Source organism: Bartonella sp. AP58NXGY (assembly GCF_042195785.1).
Classification (GTDB): domain Bacteria; phylum Pseudomonadota; class Alphaproteobacteria; order Rhizobiales; family Rhizobiaceae; genus Bartonella.
Genome location: NZ_JBHIOY010000009.1, coordinates 40,973 through 63,632, shown reverse-complemented (window position 1 = coordinate 63,632; position 22,660 = coordinate 40,973). Strand labels below are relative to the sequence as shown.

At 37.9% G+C, this 22,660-nt stretch carries 15 protein-coding genes, 2 pseudogenes and 1 riboswitch; of the genes and pseudogenes, 9 read left to right on the top strand and 8 right to left on the bottom strand.

Features of this window, described 5'->3' with window-relative positions; all coding sequences use genetic code 11:
- The first annotated feature begins 668 nt into the window (after nucleotides 1-668).
- Nucleotides 669-1,784 (top strand): alanine racemase, encoded by a 1,116-nt coding sequence (gene alr, locus ACFINC_RS06905; RefSeq protein ID WP_375616694.1) that lies wholly within the window; start codon nucleotides 669-671, stop codon nucleotides 1,782-1,784.
- A 1,644-nt stretch (nucleotides 1,785-3,428) separates the two neighbouring features.
- Here alr and gcvP read toward each other — a convergent pair.
- Genes gcvP through gcvT form a run of 3 tightly spaced genes read right to left on the bottom strand, consistent with a single transcriptional unit; the run spans nucleotide 3,429 to nucleotide 7,717 of the window.
- A complete protein-coding gene (gene gcvP, locus ACFINC_RS06900) occupies nucleotides 3,429-6,224 on the bottom strand; it encodes an aminomethyl-transferring glycine dehydrogenase (RefSeq protein WP_375616707.1) in 2,796 nt (931 codons plus the stop codon).
- A gap of 5 nt (nucleotides 6,225-6,229) precedes the next feature.
- Complete coding sequence (gcvH, locus tag ACFINC_RS06895) at nucleotides 6,230-6,598, bottom strand: glycine cleavage system protein GcvH (RefSeq protein ID WP_375616693.1); 369 nt, start codon at nucleotides 6,596-6,598, stop codon at nucleotides 6,230-6,232.
- Between the two features lie 6 nt (nucleotides 6,599-6,604).
- Entirely contained in the window at nucleotides 6,605-7,717 is a 1,113-nt protein-coding gene (gcvT, locus tag ACFINC_RS06890) for a glycine cleavage system aminomethyltransferase GcvT (protein ID WP_375616692.1), read from the bottom strand.
- Between the two features lie 136 nt (nucleotides 7,718-7,853).
- A riboswitch (glycine riboswitch) is annotated at nucleotides 7,854-7,951 on the bottom strand.
- A gap of 447 nt (nucleotides 7,952-8,398) precedes the next feature.
- Here gcvT and ACFINC_RS06885 point away from each other — a divergent pair.
- Together ACFINC_RS06885 and ACFINC_RS06880 are read left to right on the top strand one after the other, a co-directional pair.
- Nucleotides 8,399-9,061 carry an LON peptidase substrate-binding domain-containing protein gene (locus ACFINC_RS06885; RefSeq protein ID WP_375616691.1) on the top strand — a complete coding sequence of 221 codons (663 nt, stop codon included), beginning with the start codon at nucleotides 8,399-8,401 and terminating at the stop codon, nucleotides 9,059-9,061.
- 13 nt (nucleotides 9,062-9,074) lie between these two features.
- Nucleotides 9,075-9,281 carry a Trm112 family protein gene (locus tag ACFINC_RS06880; protein WP_375616690.1) on the top strand — a complete coding sequence of 69 codons (207 nt, stop codon included), beginning with the start codon at nucleotides 9,075-9,077 and terminating at the stop codon, nucleotides 9,279-9,281.
- Between the two features lie 1,782 nt (nucleotides 9,282-11,063).
- On the opposite strand, the gene ACFINC_RS06875 is transcribed toward ACFINC_RS06880, so the two are convergent.
- Both ACFINC_RS06875 and ACFINC_RS06870 read right to left on the bottom strand, forming a co-directional pair.
- Nucleotides 11,064-12,080 carry a bifunctional riboflavin kinase/FAD synthetase gene (locus ACFINC_RS06875; protein ID WP_375616689.1) on the bottom strand — a complete coding sequence of 339 codons (1,017 nt, stop codon included), beginning with the start codon at nucleotides 12,078-12,080 and terminating at the stop codon, nucleotides 11,064-11,066.
- On the bottom strand, nucleotides 12,080-12,925 hold the full coding sequence (locus ACFINC_RS06870; RefSeq protein WP_375616688.1) for a TIGR01459 family HAD-type hydrolase: 846 nt from the start codon (nucleotides 12,923-12,925) through the stop codon (nucleotides 12,080-12,082). The genes ACFINC_RS06875 and ACFINC_RS06870 overlap by 1 nt, the downstream gene beginning before the upstream one ends.
- A gap of 1,189 nt (nucleotides 12,926-14,114) precedes the next feature.
- Here ACFINC_RS06870 and ACFINC_RS06865 point away from each other — a divergent pair.
- Nucleotides 14,115-14,507, top strand: a pseudogene (locus ACFINC_RS06865) (helix-turn-helix domain-containing protein); the annotation flags it as partial.
- Nucleotides 14,508-14,884: 377 nt separating this feature from the next.
- On the opposite strand, the pseudogene ACFINC_RS06860 reads toward ACFINC_RS06865, so the two are convergent.
- The 3 genes and pseudogenes from ACFINC_RS06860 to ACFINC_RS06850 form a co-directional block, all read right to left on the bottom strand.
- Nucleotides 14,885-15,275 (bottom strand): annotated as a pseudogene (locus ACFINC_RS06860) (integrase); the annotation flags it as partial.
- 465 nt (nucleotides 15,276-15,740) lie between these two features.
- The gene (locus tag ACFINC_RS06855; protein WP_375607261.1) at nucleotides 15,741-15,977 is read right to left on the bottom strand and encodes an EexN family lipoprotein; all 237 of its coding nucleotides are present in this window, start codon (nucleotides 15,975-15,977) and stop codon (nucleotides 15,741-15,743) included.
- A gap of 1,023 nt (nucleotides 15,978-17,000) precedes the next feature.
- Nucleotides 17,001-17,726 (bottom strand): thermonuclease family protein, encoded by a 726-nt coding sequence (locus ACFINC_RS06850; RefSeq protein ID WP_375616687.1) that lies wholly within the window; start codon nucleotides 17,724-17,726, stop codon nucleotides 17,001-17,003.
- Nucleotides 17,727-18,124: 398 nt separating this feature from the next.
- On the opposite strand from ACFINC_RS06850, the gene ACFINC_RS06845 reads away from it, so the two are divergent.
- Genes ACFINC_RS06845 through ACFINC_RS06825 form a run of 5 tightly spaced genes read left to right on the top strand, consistent with a single transcriptional unit; the run spans nucleotide 18,125 to nucleotide 22,586 of the window.
- Nucleotides 18,125-18,445 carry a TrbC/VirB2 family protein gene (locus ACFINC_RS06845; RefSeq protein ID WP_375616686.1) on the top strand — a complete coding sequence of 107 codons (321 nt, stop codon included), beginning with the start codon at nucleotides 18,125-18,127 and terminating at the stop codon, nucleotides 18,443-18,445.
- A complete protein-coding gene (locus ACFINC_RS06840) occupies nucleotides 18,446-18,754 on the top strand; it encodes a type IV secretion system protein VirB3 (protein WP_375616685.1) in 309 nt (102 codons plus the stop codon).
- 22 nt (nucleotides 18,755-18,776) lie between these two features.
- Nucleotides 18,777-21,131 carry a VirB4 family type IV secretion/conjugal transfer ATPase gene (locus tag ACFINC_RS06835; protein ID WP_375616684.1) on the top strand — a complete coding sequence of 785 codons (2,355 nt, stop codon included), beginning with the start codon at nucleotides 18,777-18,779 and terminating at the stop codon, nucleotides 21,129-21,131.
- On the top strand, nucleotides 21,128-21,613 hold the full coding sequence (locus tag ACFINC_RS06830; protein ID WP_375616683.1) for a type IV secretion system protein VirB5: 486 nt from the start codon (nucleotides 21,128-21,130) through the stop codon (nucleotides 21,611-21,613). Before ACFINC_RS06835 ends, ACFINC_RS06830 begins: the two co-directional genes overlap by 4 nt.
- Complete coding sequence (locus ACFINC_RS06825) at nucleotides 21,600-22,586, top strand: type IV secretion system protein (protein WP_375616706.1); 987 nt, start codon at nucleotides 21,600-21,602, stop codon at nucleotides 22,584-22,586. The genes ACFINC_RS06830 and ACFINC_RS06825 overlap by 14 nt, the downstream gene beginning before the upstream one ends.
- The last annotated feature ends 74 nt before the right edge of the window (nucleotides 22,587-22,660 follow it).

Here is a 22,660-nt window from a genome sequence, read left to right as displayed (position 1 = left end):
GATAAAATTGATTTCACTTAAAATCAATCAAACACTAGAAAGTAAATATTGGATACCCAATCCATCTTGAAAACAAATAATATCCAAATCAACGAGTTTTCTAAATCAACAGTTTTTAATGTATCAAAAAGTGTTTACACACTGTTTTCCATTCAATAAAAATAATTTTAAGTACATGAGACGACATCCAAAATTGCACAGATGAATGACCTTTCCCCTCATGGTAGAAAACTTGTAATGCATTGATTTAACGTGGTTAATTTAATCATTTTACCTTCTCTACATAAGCAGCCAATGCAATATTTAATCAAAACAATCACACCAGCAACAACAGTCTAACATTGCACTCTTCAAAATGATACAATACAATAACTTATGCTTTCTTTTTTAAGATGCCTCAACGAGGGAAAATAAGTAAAAAAATAAAAATCTATGTTTTACAAATTATCAGAAGATACCGTATTGATAACAACACAAATAAAACTAAAACATCTCTTATATCCAGAGTACCATTTTACATAACAAAATGACTTTCATGGTGCATAATCCAATATGAGCTCCTTATGACTTTGACCATAGCAAATAGAGCCTTTCCCTATACCGTAAAGAACCTCAATGAAATAATCAAAGAAAACTCCGTATTTCACGAACACAGATAAGCTTTTAAAATGAACAAATACGTTAATGATGAAATAAATACATCACTCTATACAGCTGTAGCAACCGTCGATGTCAGTGCCATTGTTTCCAATTATATCACTTTAGCCAAACGTGTATCTCCAACACAATGTTCAGCAGTTGTAAAAGCAAATGCTTATGGATTAGGAGCTCACAAAATTGCTCCTGCCCTTTATCAAGCTGGTTGTCGCACTTTTTTTGTTGCCCAAATCAGAGAAGCACTCCAATTAAAAAGCACTTTACCATCAAATGTCACGATTTCTCTTCTGAATGGACTCCCACACTCAGCAGAAGAGTTTGTCGCACAATCTGGTATTGTTCCTGTTCTAAACTCTTGGAATGCCATTGAAAATTGGCAAAAAATTTGTCAAAAAAAAGATAAAAAATTTCCAGCAATTGTTCAAATCGATACCCATATGAACCGATTAGGACTGGATCAAAAAGAATTACAAAAACTCATCAAACACCCTACAATTTTCGAAAAAGCAGAAATAAAATATATTCTTAGTCACCTTTCTAACGGAGAAGATGATACTCACCCATCAAATTATGCCCAATTAACTTCTTTCAAAACTGCTCTTACGCAATTGCCAACCTGCAGAGCTTCCTTTGCCAATTCAGGAGGCATTTTTCTGGGATCAAATTTTTATTTTGATCTTGTTCGCCCCGGTATTGCACTTTACGGAGTCGCCCCCCAAGAAAAACACACATCCCTTCTAAAACCTGTTTTAAAACTTGAAGCCCAAGTTCTTCAAAACCGTGTTGTTGATGTAGGCACACCTGTTGGTTATGGAGAAAGCTTTATAACGAACAGACCAAGTACTCTTGCAACCATTTCTATTGGCTATGCAGATGGCTGGCTCCGTGCTCTTTCAAATAAAGGAGCAGTTTACTTCAATGGATACAAACTGCCCATGGTTGGACGCGTTTCTATGGATTCCATTATTGTAGATACGACCGATCTTGATCAAAAACCTCAAACAGGTGACTGGGTAGAACTCATTGGCCCCCATCAAACACTTGAAAAAGTATCTATAGACGCCAACACCCTTCCCAATGAAATTCTAACGTCTCTTGGACCACGCTATAAATACATTTACACATAAAGACACTATTAAAGAAATAAACTGAATAAAAATCATTATGTTAGAAATTTAGGGGGGCTCTTACGAAAGATTTTACCACAATCAATCGCATAGAATGATCATAGACACCGTACATTCACAGAAATCTCAAAATAGACACATTGATGGATTGTTTTAGAGAAGAGGCTTACACTCAAAATACAAAAACTTAGCCTTTCTTTCATAAATTAACGAAAAAGAATATATTGCCAATTTTTTAAAATTAATAGCCCAATTAAGCCAAACTGTTAATTGGCAATTCGACATATCGAATAACAGTATTAAATATTGTAAATTTCTTTTATTTCAGCCTTATATAATGAAGCAATCAAAATCATTCGCTTGCATACCACAAGCTGAACTATGTGTAGATAAAAATGATTTAAGAAAAGAATAATGCTTCTAATGAACCGCCTCAAATACCAAAGGCTGTAAGCAGCACCCACGAACTGGCAAAGTGTATGATAGTGCCAACTTCCTTCTTCATAGAGCATAAAGATTGGGGAGCTCTCAATAGATTTATCGTTGTACCATTCACAAGCGCCGTCGCGAAATGGGATTGGGAGCGAAATGTCTCTTTAAAACAAACACGTGAATTAACAACCCAAGAATATTCTTTTTGGAGCGTTCTGTTTCACATGAGGGTCGTGCCCCCACTAAAAAACACAATAAATAAAAATATGGAGCAATGTGTAATCCCCATTATTTAAAAAACATTGCTTTAAATGCTTTTGAAAGCCGTAAAGCTGAATTAAAAGGAGATGTCAAACTGAGGATTGAGTTTTACCTTTACGGCTTTACATTTTCCCAAAATGAGATTGTCTTCCAGTTTCAAAGGTTACGTCAACAGAAATACGCAATCCCCTCGCCCTCATCTGACAGACAAAAGCTGGAACGACTCATAAAGCTCTTTTTTTCTCAATCTCTGACTCAAAACATGTGGCTGCATTAAGTTTGGATGTTGATTTACAGGCAACAGCTAAAGCACACGGGCTCTTAGGAAAACAGTGCCGTAAAGTCACAAACTGACCTGCAATGAAGTGGAAAGATGTGCTGGCTTTTTATAAGACACCTTGTAAAAAACACCCATAATACATTTGACTTTGCGTTTTCTCATTCTAACAGGTGTTCTTACATATTTTTGCGTCATATTTACAAAAAGCAGATTAAAGAGAAATATTTAGACAATTCTTGACTCGAAAAGATGCAACAACAGAGTTTCGCGTGTCTTTATCATCAAAAACACTAAAATTGATTTTATTCTTTCTACAACCGGTCGTCGTCACCCTAGTGAGAAGGAATATATCACAACACATGCAACAGACGTGACCTATCCCCTGTAGGTTTCGCTCTCGTTTACATGAATTAGCTGACTAGACCAATGCCGCCTAGTCACTAAAACCATGTCATACAGTAGAAAGCAAAGGAGAGCATGCCTATTGCCGACAAAATACAGCTTTTTTGTCGACTTTTTCGATTTTTCTCATGTTATAAAAAAACAATGCAAAGTTCTAGAAAATAGACAAATAACACCATAGCAACATGATCAATAAACATAAAACCCACACAAAATGTGTGGGCTTTTTTCGTTCATGCAAATAAACAAATTAAATATATATTTTTTATTTAATAGGTGTTTCCCAATGGCGAGCACGAACAAATGAGCATTCTGTCTCCCGCAACATTATCAATACGCGATACAGGAGGCCAATATTTATTGGCTGGATCAAGAGAACTGTTGGGAAAAGCAGCTTCTTGTCGCGAATAGGGTCGCACCCAAGCATCATCTAAAGTATCTGCCACTGTATGAGGGGCATTCACCAATGGATTATTGTCTTTTGGCCAAACCCCATTCCCAACTTTTTTCGCTTCTTCAGCAATAGAGAGTAAAGCATCACAAAAACGATCAATCTCTGCTTTTGGTTCTGATTCCGTTGGCTCAATCATCAAAGTTCCCGGAACCGGAAATGACATCGTGGGCGCATGGAATCCATAATCAATGAGACGTTTTGCAATATCATCAACACTCACCCCATACTGCTCTTTCAACACGCGTGTATCCACAATACATTCGTGCGCAACACGTCCATACTTGCCCCGATAAAGAATGGAATAAGCGGCTGAAAGACGTGCAGCAATATAATTGGCATTTAAAATGGCTATTTGTGTTGCATATTTTAAGCCATCAGCCCCCATCATTCGAATATACATCCATGTAATCGCAAGAATAGACGCACTTCCATAAGGAGCAGCCGAAACCGCATGCGTTGTCCCATCTTGTTCATGACCTGGTACGAATGGTTTGAGATGCGCAGCAACTCCAATTGGTCCCATACCAGGACCACCACCACCATGAGGAATAGCAAATGTTTTATGAAGATTCATATGACAAACATCAGCGCCAATATCCGCAGGACGAGCAAGCCCCACAAGGGCATTGAGATTAGCACCATCAAAATAAACTTGTCCGCCATTTTCATGAATAATAGAACAAATTTCCTTAATGCTTTCCTCGTAAACACCATGGGTTGAAGGATAAGTAATCATAAGAGCAGCCAATTTATCTTTATGCAATTGCGCTTTCATCTTGAGATCATCTACATCAACATCACCATCGCTTAAACATTTTACCACAACGACTTCCATCCCTGCCATATGGGCCGAAGCTGGATTGGTACCATGCGCAGATGCAGGAATAAGACAAACTGTACGTTGATGTTCTCCTCGTGATTGGTAATATCGTCGGATAGCCAAAAGCCCAGCATATTCCCCTTGAGCACCAGAATTTGGCTGAAAAGAAACTTGCGCAAATCCTGTAATTTCACACAACCACGCATTTAACTGGTTGATCATCTCCAAATAACCCGCTGCATCCTCTTGTGAAACAAAGGGGTGTATATTGGCCATGCTCGCCCAGCTTACAGGCATCAATTCAGCCGCGGCATTAAGCTTCATTGTACAAGAACCAAGAGGGATCATAGCACGGTCCAGCGCCAAATCCTTATCTGCTAAACGACGCAAAAAGCGCATCATATCTGTCTCTGAATGAACGGCATGAAAAAAAGGCTGAGAAAGAAAAGCAGCATCCCGTTTTTTTCCAAAGAATCTTGGAGAAACCTGATCGCCTAATTGTGCCCCCAAAAGCTGCGCTAAAGCACCAGCATCTTCTTCTGTCGATAATTCATCAAAATTGATTGCAATAGTGTCATCATCAAGAACACGAATAAGGCGCCCACCTATTTTGGCTTGATGCGCAATCTCTCGCGCTTTTCCCTTAACAAAAATACTCACACAATCAAAAAAGCTTTTCCCTTCAACATGAACCCCTGCTGCTTCTAAACCAGCAACAAAACGACATGTTAAATGATGAATTCGCTGCGCAATTTCTTGTAAGCCTTTTGGCCCATGCCAAACAGCATAAGCGGTTGCCATATTAGCCAACAAAGCCTGCGCTGTACAAATATTTGACGTCGCTTTATCGCGCCGAATATGTTGTTCACGTGTTTGCAAAGCTAAACGAAAACCAACGCGTCCTTTGGTATCCACGGATTGACCAACAATACGCCCTGGAATAAGACGCGTTAATGCATCACTCACGGCAAGGTAACCAGCATGTGGACCACCAAATCCCATCGGAACGCCATAACGCTGCATAGAGCCAACAACGATATCTGCCCCCCATTGAGCCGGTGGCTCCTGAAGGGTAAGCGCTAAAGGATCAGCCACAACGATAACGAAAGCTCCCTTTTCCTTTGCCTCTTTTATGATCTCACTGTAATCATGAAAAGAGCCTTTTGTATCTGGCCAAGACAAAACAATTGCCGCTGTATCAGAATCAATTTCGCCATTTTGGCTAATCTGAATCCCTTGTGTTTCAGCACGCGTTTGCGCAACACTCAAAGTCTGAGGATGCAAAAGACTCTGAAGAGAAATTTTTGTTTTTTTCTCACGGAAAAAGCGAAAAGCGAGGGCATTGGCTTCAGCTAAAGCAGTTGCTTCATCAAGAAGGGAAGCAGCAGCAACAGGCAAACCTGTTAGTTCACTAACCAATGTCTGAAAATAAAACAAAAGCTCTAAACGACCCTGGCTAATTTCTGCTTGATAAGGCGTATACGCAGTATACCAAGCAGGATTTTCAAACAGATTTCGTAAAATAACCGGAGGCACATAAGTTCCATGATATCCTTGCCCAATAAAACTTTTGTGCACATGGTTACGCTCCATCATCTTGGAGAGTTCTTCCAAGGCTTGTCCTTCACTAGCAGCCTCTGGAAGATTCAGTGAACGTCCCAAATGGATAGAGTGTGGAACAGCTTGAGAAATGAGTGTCTCAACACAATCAAGCTCTAAAACATCAAGCATTTTTTGTGTTTCATCAGGACGCAGCCCAATATGTCGAGAAGAAAAAGAACGCTCGCTCATGGTACTCATCCAATCAAAGCCTTATAAGCATCTTTATCTAACAACCCCTCCAGTTGTGTCTCATCCTGCAATGTCATTTTCCATAACCAGCCTTCTGTTTCGGGTTTCTGGTTTACCAGTTCAGGATTATCAGCCAAGGCTTCATTTATTTCGACCACTTCACCATCAAGAGGAGCATAAACATCTGAAGCTGCCTTCACTGATTCCACAACAGCCGCTGCCTCTCCTTTGGAGAGTTTTGTCCCACTTTGTGGTAAATCAACAAAAACCAAATCCCCTAATTGCTCTTGCGCATAATGCGTAACCCCAACAGTCACCACTTGTCCTTCAACGCTAAGCCATTCATGGTCTTGTGTAAAATAAGTTTTAGACATAAAAAATCATCCTTTAAAATAACGTTGTTCAACAAAGGGAAGTGAATGAACTGATAGTGCAATCTTTTTGCCTCGCAGTTCTGTAAAGACTTGTGTCCCTTCAACTTTAAAATCAACAGGAACATAACCCATCGCGACAGGTCCCTCAAAAGAAGGACCAAAACCACCTGATGTTACAACGCCAATCTCATTACCTTGATCATCAAGAAGCAGCGCACCGGCACGAATAGGTTGGCGCGTTTGCGGTTTTAATCCAACACGACAACGAGCAGGTCCTTTTTGCAGTGCTTCAAGAAAAGCCTTTGCACCATAAAATTGTGCTTTTTCTCGAACACTTTTAGGAACAGCCCATGTTAAAGCCGCATCAATAGGTGTCGTATTAGGAGTAATATCATTTCCATGCAAACACAGCCCTGCTTCCAACCGCAAACTATCTCGTGCGGCCAGTCCAATCCACTCAACCCGAGAATCACTCAGCAATTTTTCAGCCAACATATGCGCATGCCCTATAGGCAAAGCAATTTCAAAACCATCCTCTCCCGTATAACCAGAACGCGTTATAAACCAATCCTGTTGTGGTTCGAATCCTTGCATAAAGAACAATTCATTCCCTGGTAAATCGGCATCAGCAAGAACAGCTGCCGCTTCAGGACCTTGAAGCGCAAGCAATACCCTTTCAAGGGCAATCGCTTGACATTCAAAATCAACCGCACGCTTTTCCAATTCTAAAAAATCAGCCTGTGCATTCCCAGCATTGGCGACCAACATAAAACGCCCCTCTTCCAAACGGGTAATGATAAGATCATCAAGAATACCAGCCTGCTCATTAAGCAAATAATTATACCGTGAATGCCCAATCTTTAAAGCTGCGGCATCAATAGGAAAAGCATAGGACAAAAATTCCACAGCTTGTGCCCCTTCAACCGCAATCAATTTCATATGAGAAATATCAAAAAGTCCTGCATGTGCACGCGTATGAAGATGCTCTTTTAAAACGCCAAGAGGATAAGTTAAAGGCATGTTCCAACCCGCAAAAGCACCAAATTTTGCTCCTGCTTTTTCATGCAAATCATATAAAGGAAGTGTTTTTAAAAAAGATGTTTCTTGTGCTGTGCCCATAATAACTCCAAAGCTGCGCTAACGCCCACAGAATATGGCCGTCTCTGCCCCCTCTGTCATCAACCTGAGAGACTCGCGAAAAGATCTTTCGCTTACACCTTCGGCGCGGGTTTTCCCGACTTTCCAGATCTGCCTTCTTCCTTTTACGGTCCTTAAAGCCTGAGAGATTATGGGCTATTTCCCCTTCGGCGGCAATGCGAAAATTTGCAATCTGCACTCTCCCGCAAAAGAATGAAAGAAACGATAACGCTCTTTCCAGCATGCTTTAATCTATAACCTATCTTTATTGCACTGTCATCAGTAAATTGATGAAAATACTCTCATTTTAAAACTTGCATAAGCAGCTTCAAAGGATTTATAATAGTATCCTTTTGAACTTTACAAAAATTGTAAGGAACGCATTTTAGGAAATTTAAGACAAAAATCAAAAGCTATCAAAAAAGATACCCCTTGAAAATCATGCAAAACGTCACACACTAAAAAGATCGCAAAGCAATATTCTTTCTCGCGCGGTTCAACCTTAAAGATAGGGTTTCATATTCTTTTTGAGAATAAGGACTTCAAATATTTTATAAGTATGATTTTAATGCACAAGAAGTGGATTTTCTGCTTTACTCAATAGTGTCACAAATTGCAACTATTTACAGACTAAAACTACCGAACAAAGGTCACAAAATACTCATGAAAGCTGGTAATATCTCTTACAATTGTGAAAATGATCTTCCAAAGCAAATCGCCCTTTTTCCTTTAGAAGGTGCGCTCTTACTTCCCGGTGGTTTTTTATCACTCAACATCTTTGAACCAGCATCACTTGAAATGATTGAAAACGTTATGGTATCTGATCGTCTATTGGGCATCATTCAACCCCTTTCATCGGATACAGATAGCTTCTCTACACAACTTTATAAAACAGGTTGTATAGGGCGCATTACGAACTACAGTGAAACAGGAAATGGACAACTGTTCATTATCTTACAAGGTGTTTGCCGCTTCACTTTAGAACAAGAATTGAAAAACACAAAATCCTATCGAACAGCTCTCATCCAATCAAACATAAAAGACTTGCAAGAATTTGATATTGAAGAAAGCATTAACCGAGAAAACTTACTCGACGTTGTAGAAAAATATCTAACCATCCATGAAATGGAATATAATTGGAGCAGCATCATAGAAGCCCCTACACCTATATTGGTTAATGCTTTTTCAGCTCTTATCCCCTTTACACCAGCAGAAAAACAAGCTCTCCTTGAAGCTCCAGATATCGAAAGCCGTGCCCAAACTCTTCTTGCATTAACAGAACGCTCGCTCATGAAACAAACAGGAACAGATTACCGCTTAAACTAATGAATGTCCAAACATGAAAAAAATGACCACAGATCCCAAAATGCTCGAATTGCTCGTCTGCCCAATGACGAAAGGCACTCTCTCTTTCAACCGAAAAACACAAGAGCTCGTTTCTTACAAAGCCAAACTTGCCTATCCTATTCGTGATGGCGTTCCTATTATGCTTGCTTCAGAAGCGCGCCCTTTGCAAAATAATGAAGAAATAACGCGTAAAAAATAAAAAATTTCCAAGCAATTTCCCTTCACAAGTCCACTGTTATCAAGCCTCTATCCATATGATATCTCAAATATTGACGAATTCTGAAAAAAAGCATTTTACAATATAGTAATACACCGATTTAAAAGATATTTATATCGCTTTACACCTTGTAATAAAAACCAAAAACATCATCAGATTCTCTCACATTCCAGCCTGTTCATACTGTGGAGCAATCAAAATCATTCGCTTGCACAACACAAGCATCTGAATAAAAATGCTTCTTATGAACCCTTTAAATACAAAGGTCATAATAACACTTTGAATCAACCCAAGTGAATGAAGTTTATTAAATATAAAGGTAATTATATTTCATGGACTTTACGTTATACCATTCACGAATACCATCGTGAAATAGATATGGGGAGCATTGACAAATGTTTTTTTTAACAAGCACATAAATTAGCAAAACAAGTATATTCCGTTTAGAGCTTCTATTTTTTACATAAAGGATGTTATCCTATTCAAAAAACAAGAAAAACAAAAACCCGAGGCAGTGCATCATCTTCATTTTCATTATTTAAGAGATATTGCTTTGGACACTTTTGAAAGTAGCAAAGTCGAATTTAAAAGAGATGAGTACGCTAGACGGATTTCCTCCTTTATAACCTCATATTTTCCCATAATGAGTATGTAGATCGGTTTTAGAAATTACCCAAACAAGAGATACGCAACACACTCGCTCCCATTTGATATACAAAGGCAGAAACAGCTAATAGAGCTCTTATCCGTCTCAATCTTTGTCTCAAACATGCTGCTGCGTTAAGAATTGGATATTGATTTACAAATAACAACATATGAGAAGAACAACGCCATAAAGTCACGAATAGACCGAAAATGGAATGGAGAAATGCCCCAACTTTTATCCAATCCTTCTATCAAAAAAAACAATGATACCATTTCTTTGCGTTTGCTTATCCTTACAGGACTGGCTTCTCTTTGCCTTATATATATGCGTTTATTTATAAAAGATAAATGAAGATATAGACAGTTTTTGGCTTGAGAACATGCAAGAGCTACCGTGATACGACAACAAAGTTGTGCCTTTATCATCAAAAGCATTAGAAATTATGAAACAAGGTCGCCTGCTTTCTCATAATGATTTCTTTTGTCTGTAATCAATCGCGGTCTCCTTAATGTGAACTCCCTATCACAACATATGAGAGAAACGAGACTTAAAGCCTTTCTCATCGGCTTCATTCTCGTTTACGCGATTGGTTAACACGAAAGCCGCTGCTGACCATTGATCTACTTTACGAGACTCGACAAACTAAAACCGGCTTAAAAATTTTCATCATACGACGAACAAAAAATACTACATGCGTAAAGTTTTACATGAGCCAAATATCATTATAAAAGGCGATATAGTATAAACGACATAATAATACAAATCAGAAAAAAGAAGCAATAAACTTTAAAATAAAAAACATCAATTTTAAAAACAGCATTTCTCCCTTTTCACATTTATTATCATTGCCCAATACTCTTGGTACTTATTCATTTACTACATCTTGCACCATGGATTTTAACGAATCAGAAAGAAACAAGCAGTAAACTTTTGAATGATAACAAAAGCCATAAAATTAACTTTGAAAAAGATAATGCCTAAATCAGATCTTCAGATATTCGATTCTCCCTCTCAACAACGGAAAAAACATATATTCCACGACGTTTTGGAATATATCTTTGTGATTATAATCACTTTAAGTGCTATTTTTACTGCTCTTCTCTCTTTTTCAGATAAATTTAAGGCATATTTTTAAAAGTAAGCAGCCTATCTAACTGTGATAATGGTTGTACTGTCTTTAAAATTTCTTTTGCTTTTTTTTCATCACGGTGCATTTGTACAATCAAAGGTTCAAGCCCATCAAATTTTTCTTGTCCGCGCAAAAATTGAAAAAAAGAAACGGTACAGCTTTCCCCATAAAGGTCATCGTTAAAATCAAACAAATAGGTTTCCAAAAGTGGTGTACCATCTTTAACAACCGTTGGACGACAACCAAAGCTTGCAACGCCATCATACAAAACACCGTTCGCACGACGCAAACGTACCGCATAAACACCATGTGCCAAACGAACTTGAGGAGGCAACATCTGATTAGCAGTAGGAAATCCCAAAAGGCGTCCAAGTTTTTCGCCTTGAATAATATGGGAGCATACGCGATAGTGATACCCTAATAAATGGGCTGCTTTGTCCACTTCGCCTTGTGAGAGAAGCTTCCGAATACAACTCGAAGAAATGATCATCGGTTGTGAATCTTGATGACGAGAAACGCATGGATGAGAAAAGCAAGGAACTTGCACGACCTGAAATCCATATTCTTTTCCTCTTTGGCAAAGAAGATATACGTTTCCGCTTTTCTGATGACCAAATTGAAAATTTTCGCCTGTCACCACAACGGAAACATCAAAAACTTCCTTTAAAATCGACTTAATAAATTCATCTGCTGAAAGAGCAGCAAACTGTGCATCAAACGGCTGTTCAATCACGCCGTCAAAGCCAAGGATTTTAAAAATTTCAGCTTTTTCAGCAGCCTCTGTCAAACGATAGACAGGCGCTGAACGTCGAAAAAAACTTCTTGGATGTGGTTCAAAAGTTAAAACAACTGCTGGTTTCTTTTTTATCGTCGCGAAATCAAGCGCTTTTTGTAACACCACCTGATGCCCGCAATGAACACCATCAAAATTTCCAAGTGCTAACACGGCTCCCCGCCAAGCCGAGGGAAACATATGAATTCCCTGAAGACGCAAAAAATTAGCCATTACTGAAGTGCCCACATGATTGCTTGTGGTTTATAACCATGACGTTCCAGAAAAGAATGCAAAGCTTGCTTATCCACCACACCATTCTTCATATAATCATAACAATGAATCCCCCCCATAATATAAAGGGCATTCAGCCCAAAATGAGCCGCCCCCTTAATATCCGTTAAAAGACCATCACCAATAGCCAAAACTTGACTTTTTTCTACTGTTCCCCGTATTTTTTGAAGTTTTTCAAAGGCACATTCATAAATAGGCGCGTGAGGTTTTCCAGCGATGCGGACTTCCCCTCCTAATTGTTGATAAAGACGCGCTAATGCACCAGCACACCAAAATTCCTTATTTCCATAATGGACAATTACATCAGGATTAGCACAAATAAAAGGTAAATTCCGCGCTCGCATACGATGAAACATCTCCTCATAAGCAGAGGGTTCTTCGTCAAAATCTTCAAGAAAACCACTACAGACAACAACAGAAGCCTCCCATTCTTCAACAAATTCACACTCTAACCCTTCAAACAGCACCAAATCACGTTGTGGCCCAATGAAAAAAACTTTACGCGGTGCAGTCCGAATGAGATCACGCGTGACATCCCCTGAAGTGATAAGTGCATCATAATAGTCGCTATGAACATTCATACTTTGTAATTGGGCAGCAACACCTTCCCGTAGTCGAGGAGAATTGGTCAATAAAATAACAGTTTTTCCCATTTGGCGAATTTTATACAACGCCTTCAACGCTGGTTCAAATGCATGTACACCGTTATGTACAACACCCCATACATCGCAAAAAACAGCATCATAATGTGCTATAATAGTCTCGATATGGGTAAGCTCATTCATAGTGCACCTATCTCTATTTGTCATTTATCAAGCTGTCTTTTACTTCAAAATTACTTATCGAAAGATAATAGTTCTGTCATCTGCTTTCTCAAACTATACCCCAACTTTGTATCGCCTATAGAGATCATACGAAATAATAAATAAAATAAATTATCGTTAAGTTGTGCAAAATTCTAAAATGCTTTATATCAAAAGCTTATCATTCCCAAATATTCATTTTTCTTATTTAACAACAAATGCATTGATACAGTTTTTTTATCTAAAAAACTCAAATTCTTTGCTTGGAAAATAAACGAATATCCCCCTTAGAAAAAACCGCTTCTTTAAGTATAAAATCTTTAATTTATAACAATAATTTATTATTAATGTATCATGAGAAAGCTAAATATCTTTTCTCATTTCAAATCTGTTTATCATTTCAAATCTGTTTATATTGAATCAACCACAACTATTTTCTTGCATATTATAAGCGGGATGAGCGTGTAGATAAAAACACTTGAAAACTAAGAAATAAAATACCTCTTATGGTCCCTCTCAAATACAAAAACTGTCGTAACATTTTGAACTGACAAAGAGTATGTGCTGTCATACAGCTTTTTTTTCAATAAAGATAGAAGTATGACTTTTATACCATGCATGGAGGCTTTACCGTTATACACTTCACGAAACGCCATTGGTGAAATGGGCTTTAGCATTGGGAAATGTCCCTTAAAAACCAACATGTGAATATACAACAACCAAATCTATTCTGTTTTAATTTTGTTTTGCATGAGGGATATTCACTCATAAAAGCTTTCCCCTATCATCATGATATCTAAACCGTATTTAAAAAAACCATTTTGCTCACCTATATAAGAAAAACAAATCTTTTTGGTTATTGATTAAGTACAGCACCATAAGCGGTGCTTTAAGCTTAAAAGCCAAGCTTTATCTTTGTGAAAAACAGAATTGAGAACATAACTTGAATGAGTAAGCGTAAAAAATTGAGAAGCAAAAAACCTTTTAAAGGATGTTTTGATCGTATACGCCAACAATCAATAGGGAAAACAAACCTGAAACCTCGATACATAAATTTACTCCGCGTTACGGATATCTCGGAATTCCGGGAGGCTTTGCTATGTCTAGGTGCTTTCAGCACTACAAGCAAAAAGCTGATTCGAGGTCAGTGCTTGTTACTCCCAGAATACCAATGCGAGGGCGCTCGCAACTGGAGGGAAAAGTGCATGTTCAAAATTCTCATATTGATCTTTTTGTAGGTAAAAAATTCGCTTTAGGCGAAAAATGTTGAAGATGTCTCAAAAAACATTAGGACACCGTTTAGGTGTCACTTTCCAACAAATCCAGAAATAAGAAAAATGTTTAAATCGTGTGAGCTCAGGATGTTTAAAAGAAATTTCCGATATTTTGAATATTCTACTTGCCTTTCTTTTACACTGATATTGTCGCAAAAGAAAATACCCCATATCATCATGATGAAATCGCAGCAAGCAGAGAAGAATTTTTGCTTTTTAAAAATTTTAGAGTCCTCTCATCTGTCAAACAGAAAGCAATTTTAAACTTAATTTGTGATCAAAATAAAAGCGTTTGCATAGGTATAGGATGCCACACGCTTTGTTCTTGGCCTTCTCCTCACACTTCAAAGGACGCCCCCCCTCCTCAAACCGGTTGATAAACGATCCGCCTTTTCAAGAATAACTCCTTCGCAGCTTCCCATTTCATAGGGTTCCTTTCCCCAAATTATAGGAACAAGCCCTCCTTTGAATATTTACCGCACTTCTCTCATCAAAACAGCCTATGCATAAATTTTTGTGTCTTACATCACCCTACCGCAAACAATAGTGTTTTACAGAACAATAGGACAAGCATCCATACGTATAAAGGGTAGCCCCCTCTTCGCTGTGGACACTCCATTAATTTTAAACGATGTGCATTTAATATACTTTCGTAAGATGCCTGCTTATAAAGGCATAAAGGTGAAAACCATTTACCATCTTTCCCATCTCCTTTTAATTCAGCTTTACGGCTTTCAAAAATACCCAAAGCAATATCTTTTAAATAATGCAGATTGCTTATTGCCTCACGCTTTTGTTTATCGCGTTCTTTAATGGGGTAACAACCCTCACGTAAAATAGAACGCCACCCAATTTCCAATTCATAGACTTGTTAAAAAAAACATCTCTTAAAGTACCCAAGCCCACTTCGCGACAATGCCCATGAATGGTATAACGGTAAATTCATTAAGCTCCCCCATCTTTACGCTTGTGGAGAAACAAACCGGCACCATCACAAACTTTGCCAGCTCCCAATGTTGCAACAGCTCTTGGAACTTAAGACGATTCATAAGAGCTATTTTTAGTCCTTTTTTATACAAATTCTATCCACATACTCACCCCGCTTGTGATGTGCAAGAGAGTGATTTTGATTGATTCAACATAAACAGGTTTGAAATGAGAGAATCTTACGATGTTCGGAACTCTCACTCAACATACAAAACAGTAAATTATCATTATAATGAATTTATTGTATAAAGACTTTGTATCATTATACATTCCTAAAAGCATGTTCTTTCCTCTAAAGTCTCAATGCGATACCACTGCCATCATAAGACAACGCGATCCTATACTCTCGTGAGAATAATCCTCAATTTTACAAAGTTGAAACAAACAACATAATGACCAATACAATTTGAGGCAATTATCTAAAAAATGATAACGATTACTACCTATAAAAATTAAAGAAGCAATTATTCTTTGAATAGTAACTTCTTTATTGAGACATTAATATATCAAAATTTATTGTAGAGTGTATATTTCTATTAAAAGCCGTGTTCACGACCTGTAGAATCAAGCTTTGGCGAGAAAAATAGTTCATTATCTGCTTGGAGAACATTTTGACAATTTTTAGATTCCTGAACAGCTAGTCCTGAAAGAAAACATTTCTTTCCCCATTCTTCTCTTAATTTTGCATCTTTCTTAAAATCTTCCACACTATAAGTTTTTTCACATCCCACAACGAATAATAGAGCCATGCATAATAAAATAATTTTTTTCATTTTACCCCTCTTTAAAGAGCTTATTTGTTAACATCATCCCCCAAATGGATTTTTAATTTTCACACTGTATGAGAATACAGCCTTACTATTACTTGCTTGCTTTCACAGCAAATACTCTGAGTAAAATAACGCAAGAAGAGCTCACGACAACCATTGTATGAATTTGTCATAAATACCATGAGAATGAAAAAGCCAAAACTGACCACAAATGATAAAATCAGAAAACGGACTAAAACTTTTGTCCAACTAATTTCAAATATAGAGACTGTGATAAGAATTATCCCTATCCACTAAGATAGTCTATGAACATTATAATGGTTAGTATTCCGATCAATGAACTATGAGGCCATAACAAAAAAGTACGAACCCCTTCTTTTACCTATTTATATTTTGGTCATTGTTTCCCCCTCATTTAATGCTTCAATACAATCGTCCCATAATATATCAACGATGCAAATCATTTTTACGAAGATTTCTTCGTGTAGAGTCTATTTGAAATACATCCATTTTTTGGAAATCTGAATTTAAAAGCAGATAATTATGAAAGCTTTTCAAGAAATGCAACAGATTGATCACTTTTAAATAAGTAAAAAACGTGATCCAATCCTGAAGACAAAATTCTGATGAAAAAACTTTTGCTATGAATTCTTTTAAGGCATTGTGAAAGATTCTATCCGTTATATCAAACCTTACACCATTTTGAAATTTGTTCATTTTTACTTTTATCAACACCACTCTAGAAATCCGTTTCTTGAGCGTTTTTTATCGCCTTACTTTCTCCTTCAAACACAAATACTCAAAAAGACTTTGCCACCAACAATGACATTCCCGCCTCTTTTTAAAGCACATCAATAAGAGAAGCTATTTTAAGAGCAAATCTCTCTTCAACATGAATGTATCATCCATTTACTTCATAAACGAAAATAATCTCACCGTTTATTCAAATTTGCTCTACGATTTAGTACAATTTTATTGATAAAGTTTTTCTATAAAGATTTAAGTCAATAGGTTCGTTAAAACCAATCATGGACTAGCAAAGGGATTGTAGGATCCATTATCTCGCCGCCATTTTAAAGGTTCAGTGAAATGACTGGACCAAAGACCAATCTTGTTGTCGCGTGCTTTTTCTTCCGCATGATGATACTGGGCTGGAATAGGATTTTTCCCCTCTTTTGAGAGTACCAACATACCTTCTTTAAGACCTTCCTCAGCTAAATCACCCCCCTGAACAAAACATTGCGCATAATAAACACCATTGTGCTTCAAAGCCTGTTTACAGGACAAATCCTGTCCAAGTGTTTTGGTGGCAAGCCAAGCCGTTGTAACCGCACCACAGGGCCATTCTTGATCATTTAATCTTGCTTTTTGACGGGGTGCACATGTGTCCACACCATAAAGATGAATATCACGGGAGATATGTGAGCGCCAAGATTGTGCAGCAGGCGTCAGTAATTTAAATGTAACCCCACTTGTAACAGAAGCCTTACCATGAAAAACAACAGTATTATTTGCAACATCATTTAATGAAACACTCTTCTGCAAATCGAGAGCTGGTTCATTTTTTTCTAATTGCTGTTTGGTGATAGATCTACCCAACTTTTTTTCTTCTCGATAGAGATCGACAATATCTTGGATATCTTGCGTCTCAAATGGTTTAAGAATGCTAAAATCCATTTTATCTTTATATTCGCTTAATCCCCACACTGTAGCCCCCATAATGTAAACAATAACAATTAATTTAAATGGCATCTCTTAACACGCTCGCTCAAAAAATTCGTTTTTTTCCTATCATTTCAGATTATTGATCAGCAATCCCCTTGTTTTTAAAGAAAAAATCCAAATATAAGTGTTGCAGATTAACTACATTTTGTAAAGAATAATATTCTTTCTTGCATTGTTTCAATATTGTTGTCTTTACCAAGATATACAACTTAAAATTGCCATTTTCATATAACACAATCTCAATTTGAGAAGACTTCTGTCTCTTTACAAAGAAGAGCTTGAGAGTGAACAGATCCACTATCAAGGCTTTTAAAACAAATAAATGAGGAGAATTAAACTGTTATCAAATGACAGCACTCTTCAGTTTGTTAGAGGCAATGGAATGTCGACATATGAACAAATATTATTTGTTAAAGAGAGGTAAAATGACAGATAATAGATTCCAGAACATCATTTTTATTGTGACCATGCTGCTTTTTACAGCAGTGCTTGTATCAGATCCTTCTTATGCTGCTTCTGCTCCTAGTGGAGGTGGTCTGGGAAATCTTGATGGTGTTTTAGGTAACATTGTCACAATGATGACGGGTGGAACGGCAAGGCTCATTGCTATTATATGTGTTGCTGCTGTGGGGATTGGCTGGATGTACGGCTTTATTGATTTACGCAAAGCAGCTTATTGTGTTCTAGGGATTGCTATTGTTTTTGGCGCCCCTACTCTCGTCACTAAATTAGCAGGCACAACATAAATGAACGAAGATACTCTTTTCCTTGCCTGTACGCGCCCAGCCATGTTTGCCGGTGTTACAATGGAAGCGATGGCGTTCAATGTCATGGCGACATCCATTATTTTCATTTTGACCAGTGATTTTACCATGTTTGGTCTTGGGATTGGGATGCATTTTATTTTGCGAGAAGTGACAAAGTATGACCACAACCAATTTCGCGTATTATTTGCGTGGCTCAATACTCGAGGAAAACAAAAAAATCTCAACCGATGGGGAGGAGGTTCGACCTCCCCTTTACGCCTTATCCGCACGTATAAGGAACTAAGCTGAAGGAACGAAACTGGTGAAACAGATGTCAATAATGAAACGGGAAACTTTGCCTGAAGAATATATTCCCTATATACGCTATATCAACCAACATGTCGTTGCTTTAAATTCACGCTGTTTAATGGTTGTGATGGCTGTTGAGGGTATAAATTTTGACACTGCAGATATTGATCAATTAAATTCTTTACACAACCAATTAAACACCCTTTTAAAAAATATCGCAGACGAACGGCTTGCTTTATATTCTCACATCATCCGCCGTCGTGAAACGATTTATCCAGAAGGCCATTTTCTTTCATCTTTTGCAACAAAATTAGATGAAAAATATAAAAAGAAAATGGTTTCGCAAGAACTGTATCGAAATGATCTGTTTATTTCACTGCTTTGGAATCCCGCAGCGGATAAAACCGAAAAACTAGCTTCATTTTTTCAGCGCTTGAGCAAAGCAAAAAAAACTCATTCTGAACCTGATGAAGAAGCTATTCGTAAACTCGAAGAGTTAAGTCAAGATCTTATGCAAGGTTTGGAGGAGTATGAAGTCCGTCTGCTATCAATCTATGAACATGAAGGACTTTTATTTTCCGAACAAAGTGAATTTCTCCACCAGCTAGTGGGGGGAAGACGTGAGCGTATTCCTCTCACATTTGGAACTATTGCTTCAACAATTTACTCGGATCGTGTTATTTTTGGAAAAGAAATTATCGAAATTCGCCATGAAAGCAATGAACGCTTTGTGGGCATGTTTGGATGGAAAGAGTATCCTTCTAAAACACGCCCTGGTATGACAGATGGTCTGCTTACGGTACCATTTGAATTCATTCTAACACAATCCTTTGTCTTTAAAAGTAAGGCAGCCGCCAGTGCGATTATGAGCCGCAAGCAAAATCAAATGATCAATGCGGCTGACCGTGCTAGCTCACAAATTGATGCATTGGATGAAGCGCTAGATGATTTAGAATCAAACCGTTTTGTTTTGGGAGAACACCACATTTCTTTAGCTGTTTTTGCTGATCATCCCAAAATATTATCTGAAAACTTATCAAAAGCACGTTCCCATTTAACCAATGGGGGAGCCGTGATTGCCAGAGAAGATTTAGGATTGGAAGCGGCATGGTGGGCACAGCTTCCTGGAAACTTTAGCTATCGTGCGCGTTCAGGCGCCATTACCAGCAGAAACTTTGCCGCTTTATCGCCTTTCCATTCTTTCCCTGTTGGCAAACTAAACGATAATGTTTGGGGGGCTGCTGTCGCATTGCTAAAAACACAGGCTGGTTCACCTTACTATTTTAATTTTCATTATGGTGATCTTGGAAACACATTTGTTTGTGGTCCATCGGGATCTGGTAAAACAGTGATTGTTAATTTTCTTCTTGCACAATTACAAAAACACAATCCAACTATGGTTTTTTTTGATAAAGATCAAGGAGCAGAGATTTTTGTACGAGCTGGAGGTGGAAAATACAAACCTTTAAAAAATGGACAATCCACGGGGATTGCGCCCTTAAAGGGCATGGAATACACCGAAAAAAATAAAATCTTTCTTCGTAATTGGATCTTAAAGCTAGTAACTGCTGAAGGTCAAATCGTAACAGAAGAAGAGCGACAAGATATCGCCAAGGCCATTGATTCCTTGGAAAACTTACCCCCAACCCAACGCTCTCTTGGTGCCCTTCAACTGTTTTTTGACAACACATCCAAAGAAGGGATTGCCATACGGCTGCAACGCTGGATTAGAGGCAATGATTTAGGATGGGTTTTTGATAATGATCAAGATGATCTCAATTTAAATGCACAGTTCATTGGATATGACATGACCGATTTCTTAGACAATGAAGAAATTCGGCGCCCCTTAATGATGTATCTATTTCACCGCATTCTTGATTTAATTGATGGGCGGCGCATCATTATCGTCGTTGATGAATTCTGGAAAGCTTTGGAAGATGATTCATTCAAAGCTTTTGCGCAAGATAGGCTAAAAACAATCCGTAAACAAAATGGCTTGATGCTCTTTGCAACACAAAGCCCTAAAGATGCTTTGAACTCAACAATCGCGCACACAATTATTGAGCAATGCCCCACCCAAATATTTTTTCCAAATCAAAAAGCAAATTACAATGATTATGTCGAAGCTTTCAAACTTACTGAGCGTGAATTTGAACTGATACAGTCAGAATTAAGCAGAGAATCCCGTCGTTTTCTCATCAAACAAGGACAAAGTTCCGTCGTTGCAGAACTTAACTTACGTGGAATGAATGATGAGATCGCCGTTTTAAGCGGCACAACAAAAAACATTGAACTCATGAATGAAATTATCAACGAATATGGAGCTGCCCCGGACAAATGGCTGCCCATATTTTATCAAAGGAGAAAAAATCAATGAAAAAATATGGCTTAGTTACACTGTTATCTTTTTCTTTTATTTCTCATGCAATAGCGCAAACAACACCCGATGCAGATGAATATTATAAACAAGCACTCGAGAACACACAAAAATTAAATGCTGCAAAATCAGAAACAGCTGAAACCATTTATAAAACTGCAACTGAAACTGCAAAAAAAATTAAAGAAATAAGTGATCAGCTTGAGCAACTTAAATCAAAACCAGATACAAAACCCGAAGAATTGCAAGTCCTTCGACAAGATCTTCAAGTAAAACTTTCTCTTCTTCAAGCCGATCTTCAAGTGGCTTCTTTAAAACTTCAGTCTCTTGACATGATTCAAGCAAGAGATACGAAAACAAAAGACGAATTGCGTGAAGAAAAGGAGCAACAAAAGCATAAGTATCTTGCGGCCCAATTAAAAGAAAAAGAAAAAGAATTAAAAGAAAAACTTGAAAGTACGCGTACAAATGTCAGACTTTAGTTTTTCTCCCTTTGAAAGCGTTTCTGGGTATATTTTAAAACCCCTTGATAATGTGATGGACACAACGGTGAGTGGGCTGTCTTCTGCTATTTCAGCGCCCATAAATCTCGCCGCAATTATTTTTATCTTTCTTTATGGCTATAATGTTATGACAGGTCGCGTTGCGCTTTCGATGCATAGTCTTCTCAATAATGTTGTTAAAATTGTTGTTGTGACAACAATGGCAACGAATGCGGATACATTTAATACTTATGTCAAGGATATTTTCTTCAATGATTTATCCAACGCTATTGGGAATGCGCTGAACAGCAATCCAGCAAGCTCCAATGTTTTTGATTATATTTTGTTAAAGGCAAGTTCGCGCTATCAAGAAGTCTTATACAATGCTTGGTTTTTTGAAAAAATCATTGTGGGTCTTCTTGGTTCTATCATGCTTCTCGCCGTTATTCTTTTTTGTATAGGTGGTTTTATTGTGCAAATGTTTGCACAAGTTGCACTCGTCATGATTATAGGTCTTGGTCCTCTATTCATTAGTTTGTATTTGTTCAATGCAACGCGAAAATACACCGATGCATGGATTGCAACTTTGATCAATTTTACCATTTTACAAGTTCTCGTGATCATGCTTGGAACCATTATATGTCAAGTTATCCTACAGGTTCTCAAAGTTTCATATGAATCAATTTACGTTCTTTTCCCCCCTGTCATCGTCATTTCGATCATAGGAGTTATTATCTTCCGTGCGCTTCCCGGTATTGCAACAGCGCTGGCCTCTGGCGGACCATACTTTAGCGCTGGTGTCTCTTCAGGAGGACAGATTTTCACAATGCTTGCCAATGGTGCAAGAACGAGCGGTAATGCAGTAAAAAGTGCCGCTTTACAAATCTCAGGTGCTGCCAGTAACGCTGCTAAAGGTGCGGCAGGCGCGGCAGCAAAAGCAGGAAGATCCGGAGGTGGTCGTGGTCGGTTTTAAGATAAAGCGCCTCTTTATAAAGAATAAGCATTTTTGTTTTTGCCTTGTGTGTGCCCTTTGGCGCACGCACCATG

What these genes read in the sequence shown, in the direction of transcription:
- gcvP (WP_375616707.1), bottom strand. Translation starts at nt 6,224, where the DNA reads ATGAGCGAGCGTTCTTTTTCTTCTCGACATATTGGGCTGCGTCCTGAT.
- alr (WP_375616694.1), top strand. Translation starts at nt 669, where the DNA reads ATGAACAAATACGTTAATGATGAAATAAATACATCACTCTATACAGCT.
- ACFINC_RS06835 (WP_375616684.1), top strand. Translation starts at nt 18,777, where the DNA reads ATGTCAATAATGAAACGGGAAACTTTGCCTGAAGAATATATTCCCTAT.
- ACFINC_RS06855 (WP_375607261.1), bottom strand. Translation starts at nt 15,977, where the DNA reads ATGAAAAAAATTATTTTATTATGCATGGCTCTATTATTCGTTGTGGGA.
- gcvH (WP_375616693.1), bottom strand. Translation starts at nt 6,598, where the DNA reads ATGTCTAAAACTTATTTTACACAAGACCATGAATGGCTTAGCGTTGAA.
- ACFINC_RS06875 (WP_375616689.1), bottom strand. Translation starts at nt 12,080, where the DNA reads ATGGCTAATTTTTTGCGTCTTCAGGGAATTCATATGTTTCCCTCGGCT.
- ACFINC_RS06850 (WP_375616687.1), bottom strand. Translation starts at nt 17,726, where the DNA reads ATGCCATTTAAATTAATTGTTATTGTTTACATTATGGGGGCTACAGTG.
- ACFINC_RS06840 (WP_375616685.1), top strand. Translation starts at nt 18,446, where the DNA reads ATGAACGAAGATACTCTTTTCCTTGCCTGTACGCGCCCAGCCATGTTT.
- ACFINC_RS06845 (WP_375616686.1), top strand. Translation starts at nt 18,125, where the DNA reads ATGACAGATAATAGATTCCAGAACATCATTTTTATTGTGACCATGCTG.
- gcvT (WP_375616692.1), bottom strand. Translation starts at nt 7,717, where the DNA reads ATGGGCACAGCACAAGAAACATCTTTTTTAAAAACACTTCCTTTATAT.
- ACFINC_RS06830 (WP_375616683.1), top strand. Translation starts at nt 21,128, where the DNA reads ATGAAAAAATATGGCTTAGTTACACTGTTATCTTTTTCTTTTATTTCT.
- ACFINC_RS06880 (WP_375616690.1), top strand. Translation starts at nt 9,075, where the DNA reads ATGAAAAAAATGACCACAGATCCCAAAATGCTCGAATTGCTCGTCTGC.
- ACFINC_RS06885 (WP_375616691.1), top strand. Translation starts at nt 8,399, where the DNA reads ATGAAAGCTGGTAATATCTCTTACAATTGTGAAAATGATCTTCCAAAG.
- ACFINC_RS06870 (WP_375616688.1), bottom strand. Translation starts at nt 12,925, where the DNA reads ATGAATGAGCTTACCCATATCGAGACTATTATAGCACATTATGATGCT.
- ACFINC_RS06825 (WP_375616706.1), top strand. Translation starts at nt 21,600, where the DNA reads ATGTCAGACTTTAGTTTTTCTCCCTTTGAAAGCGTTTCTGGGTATATT.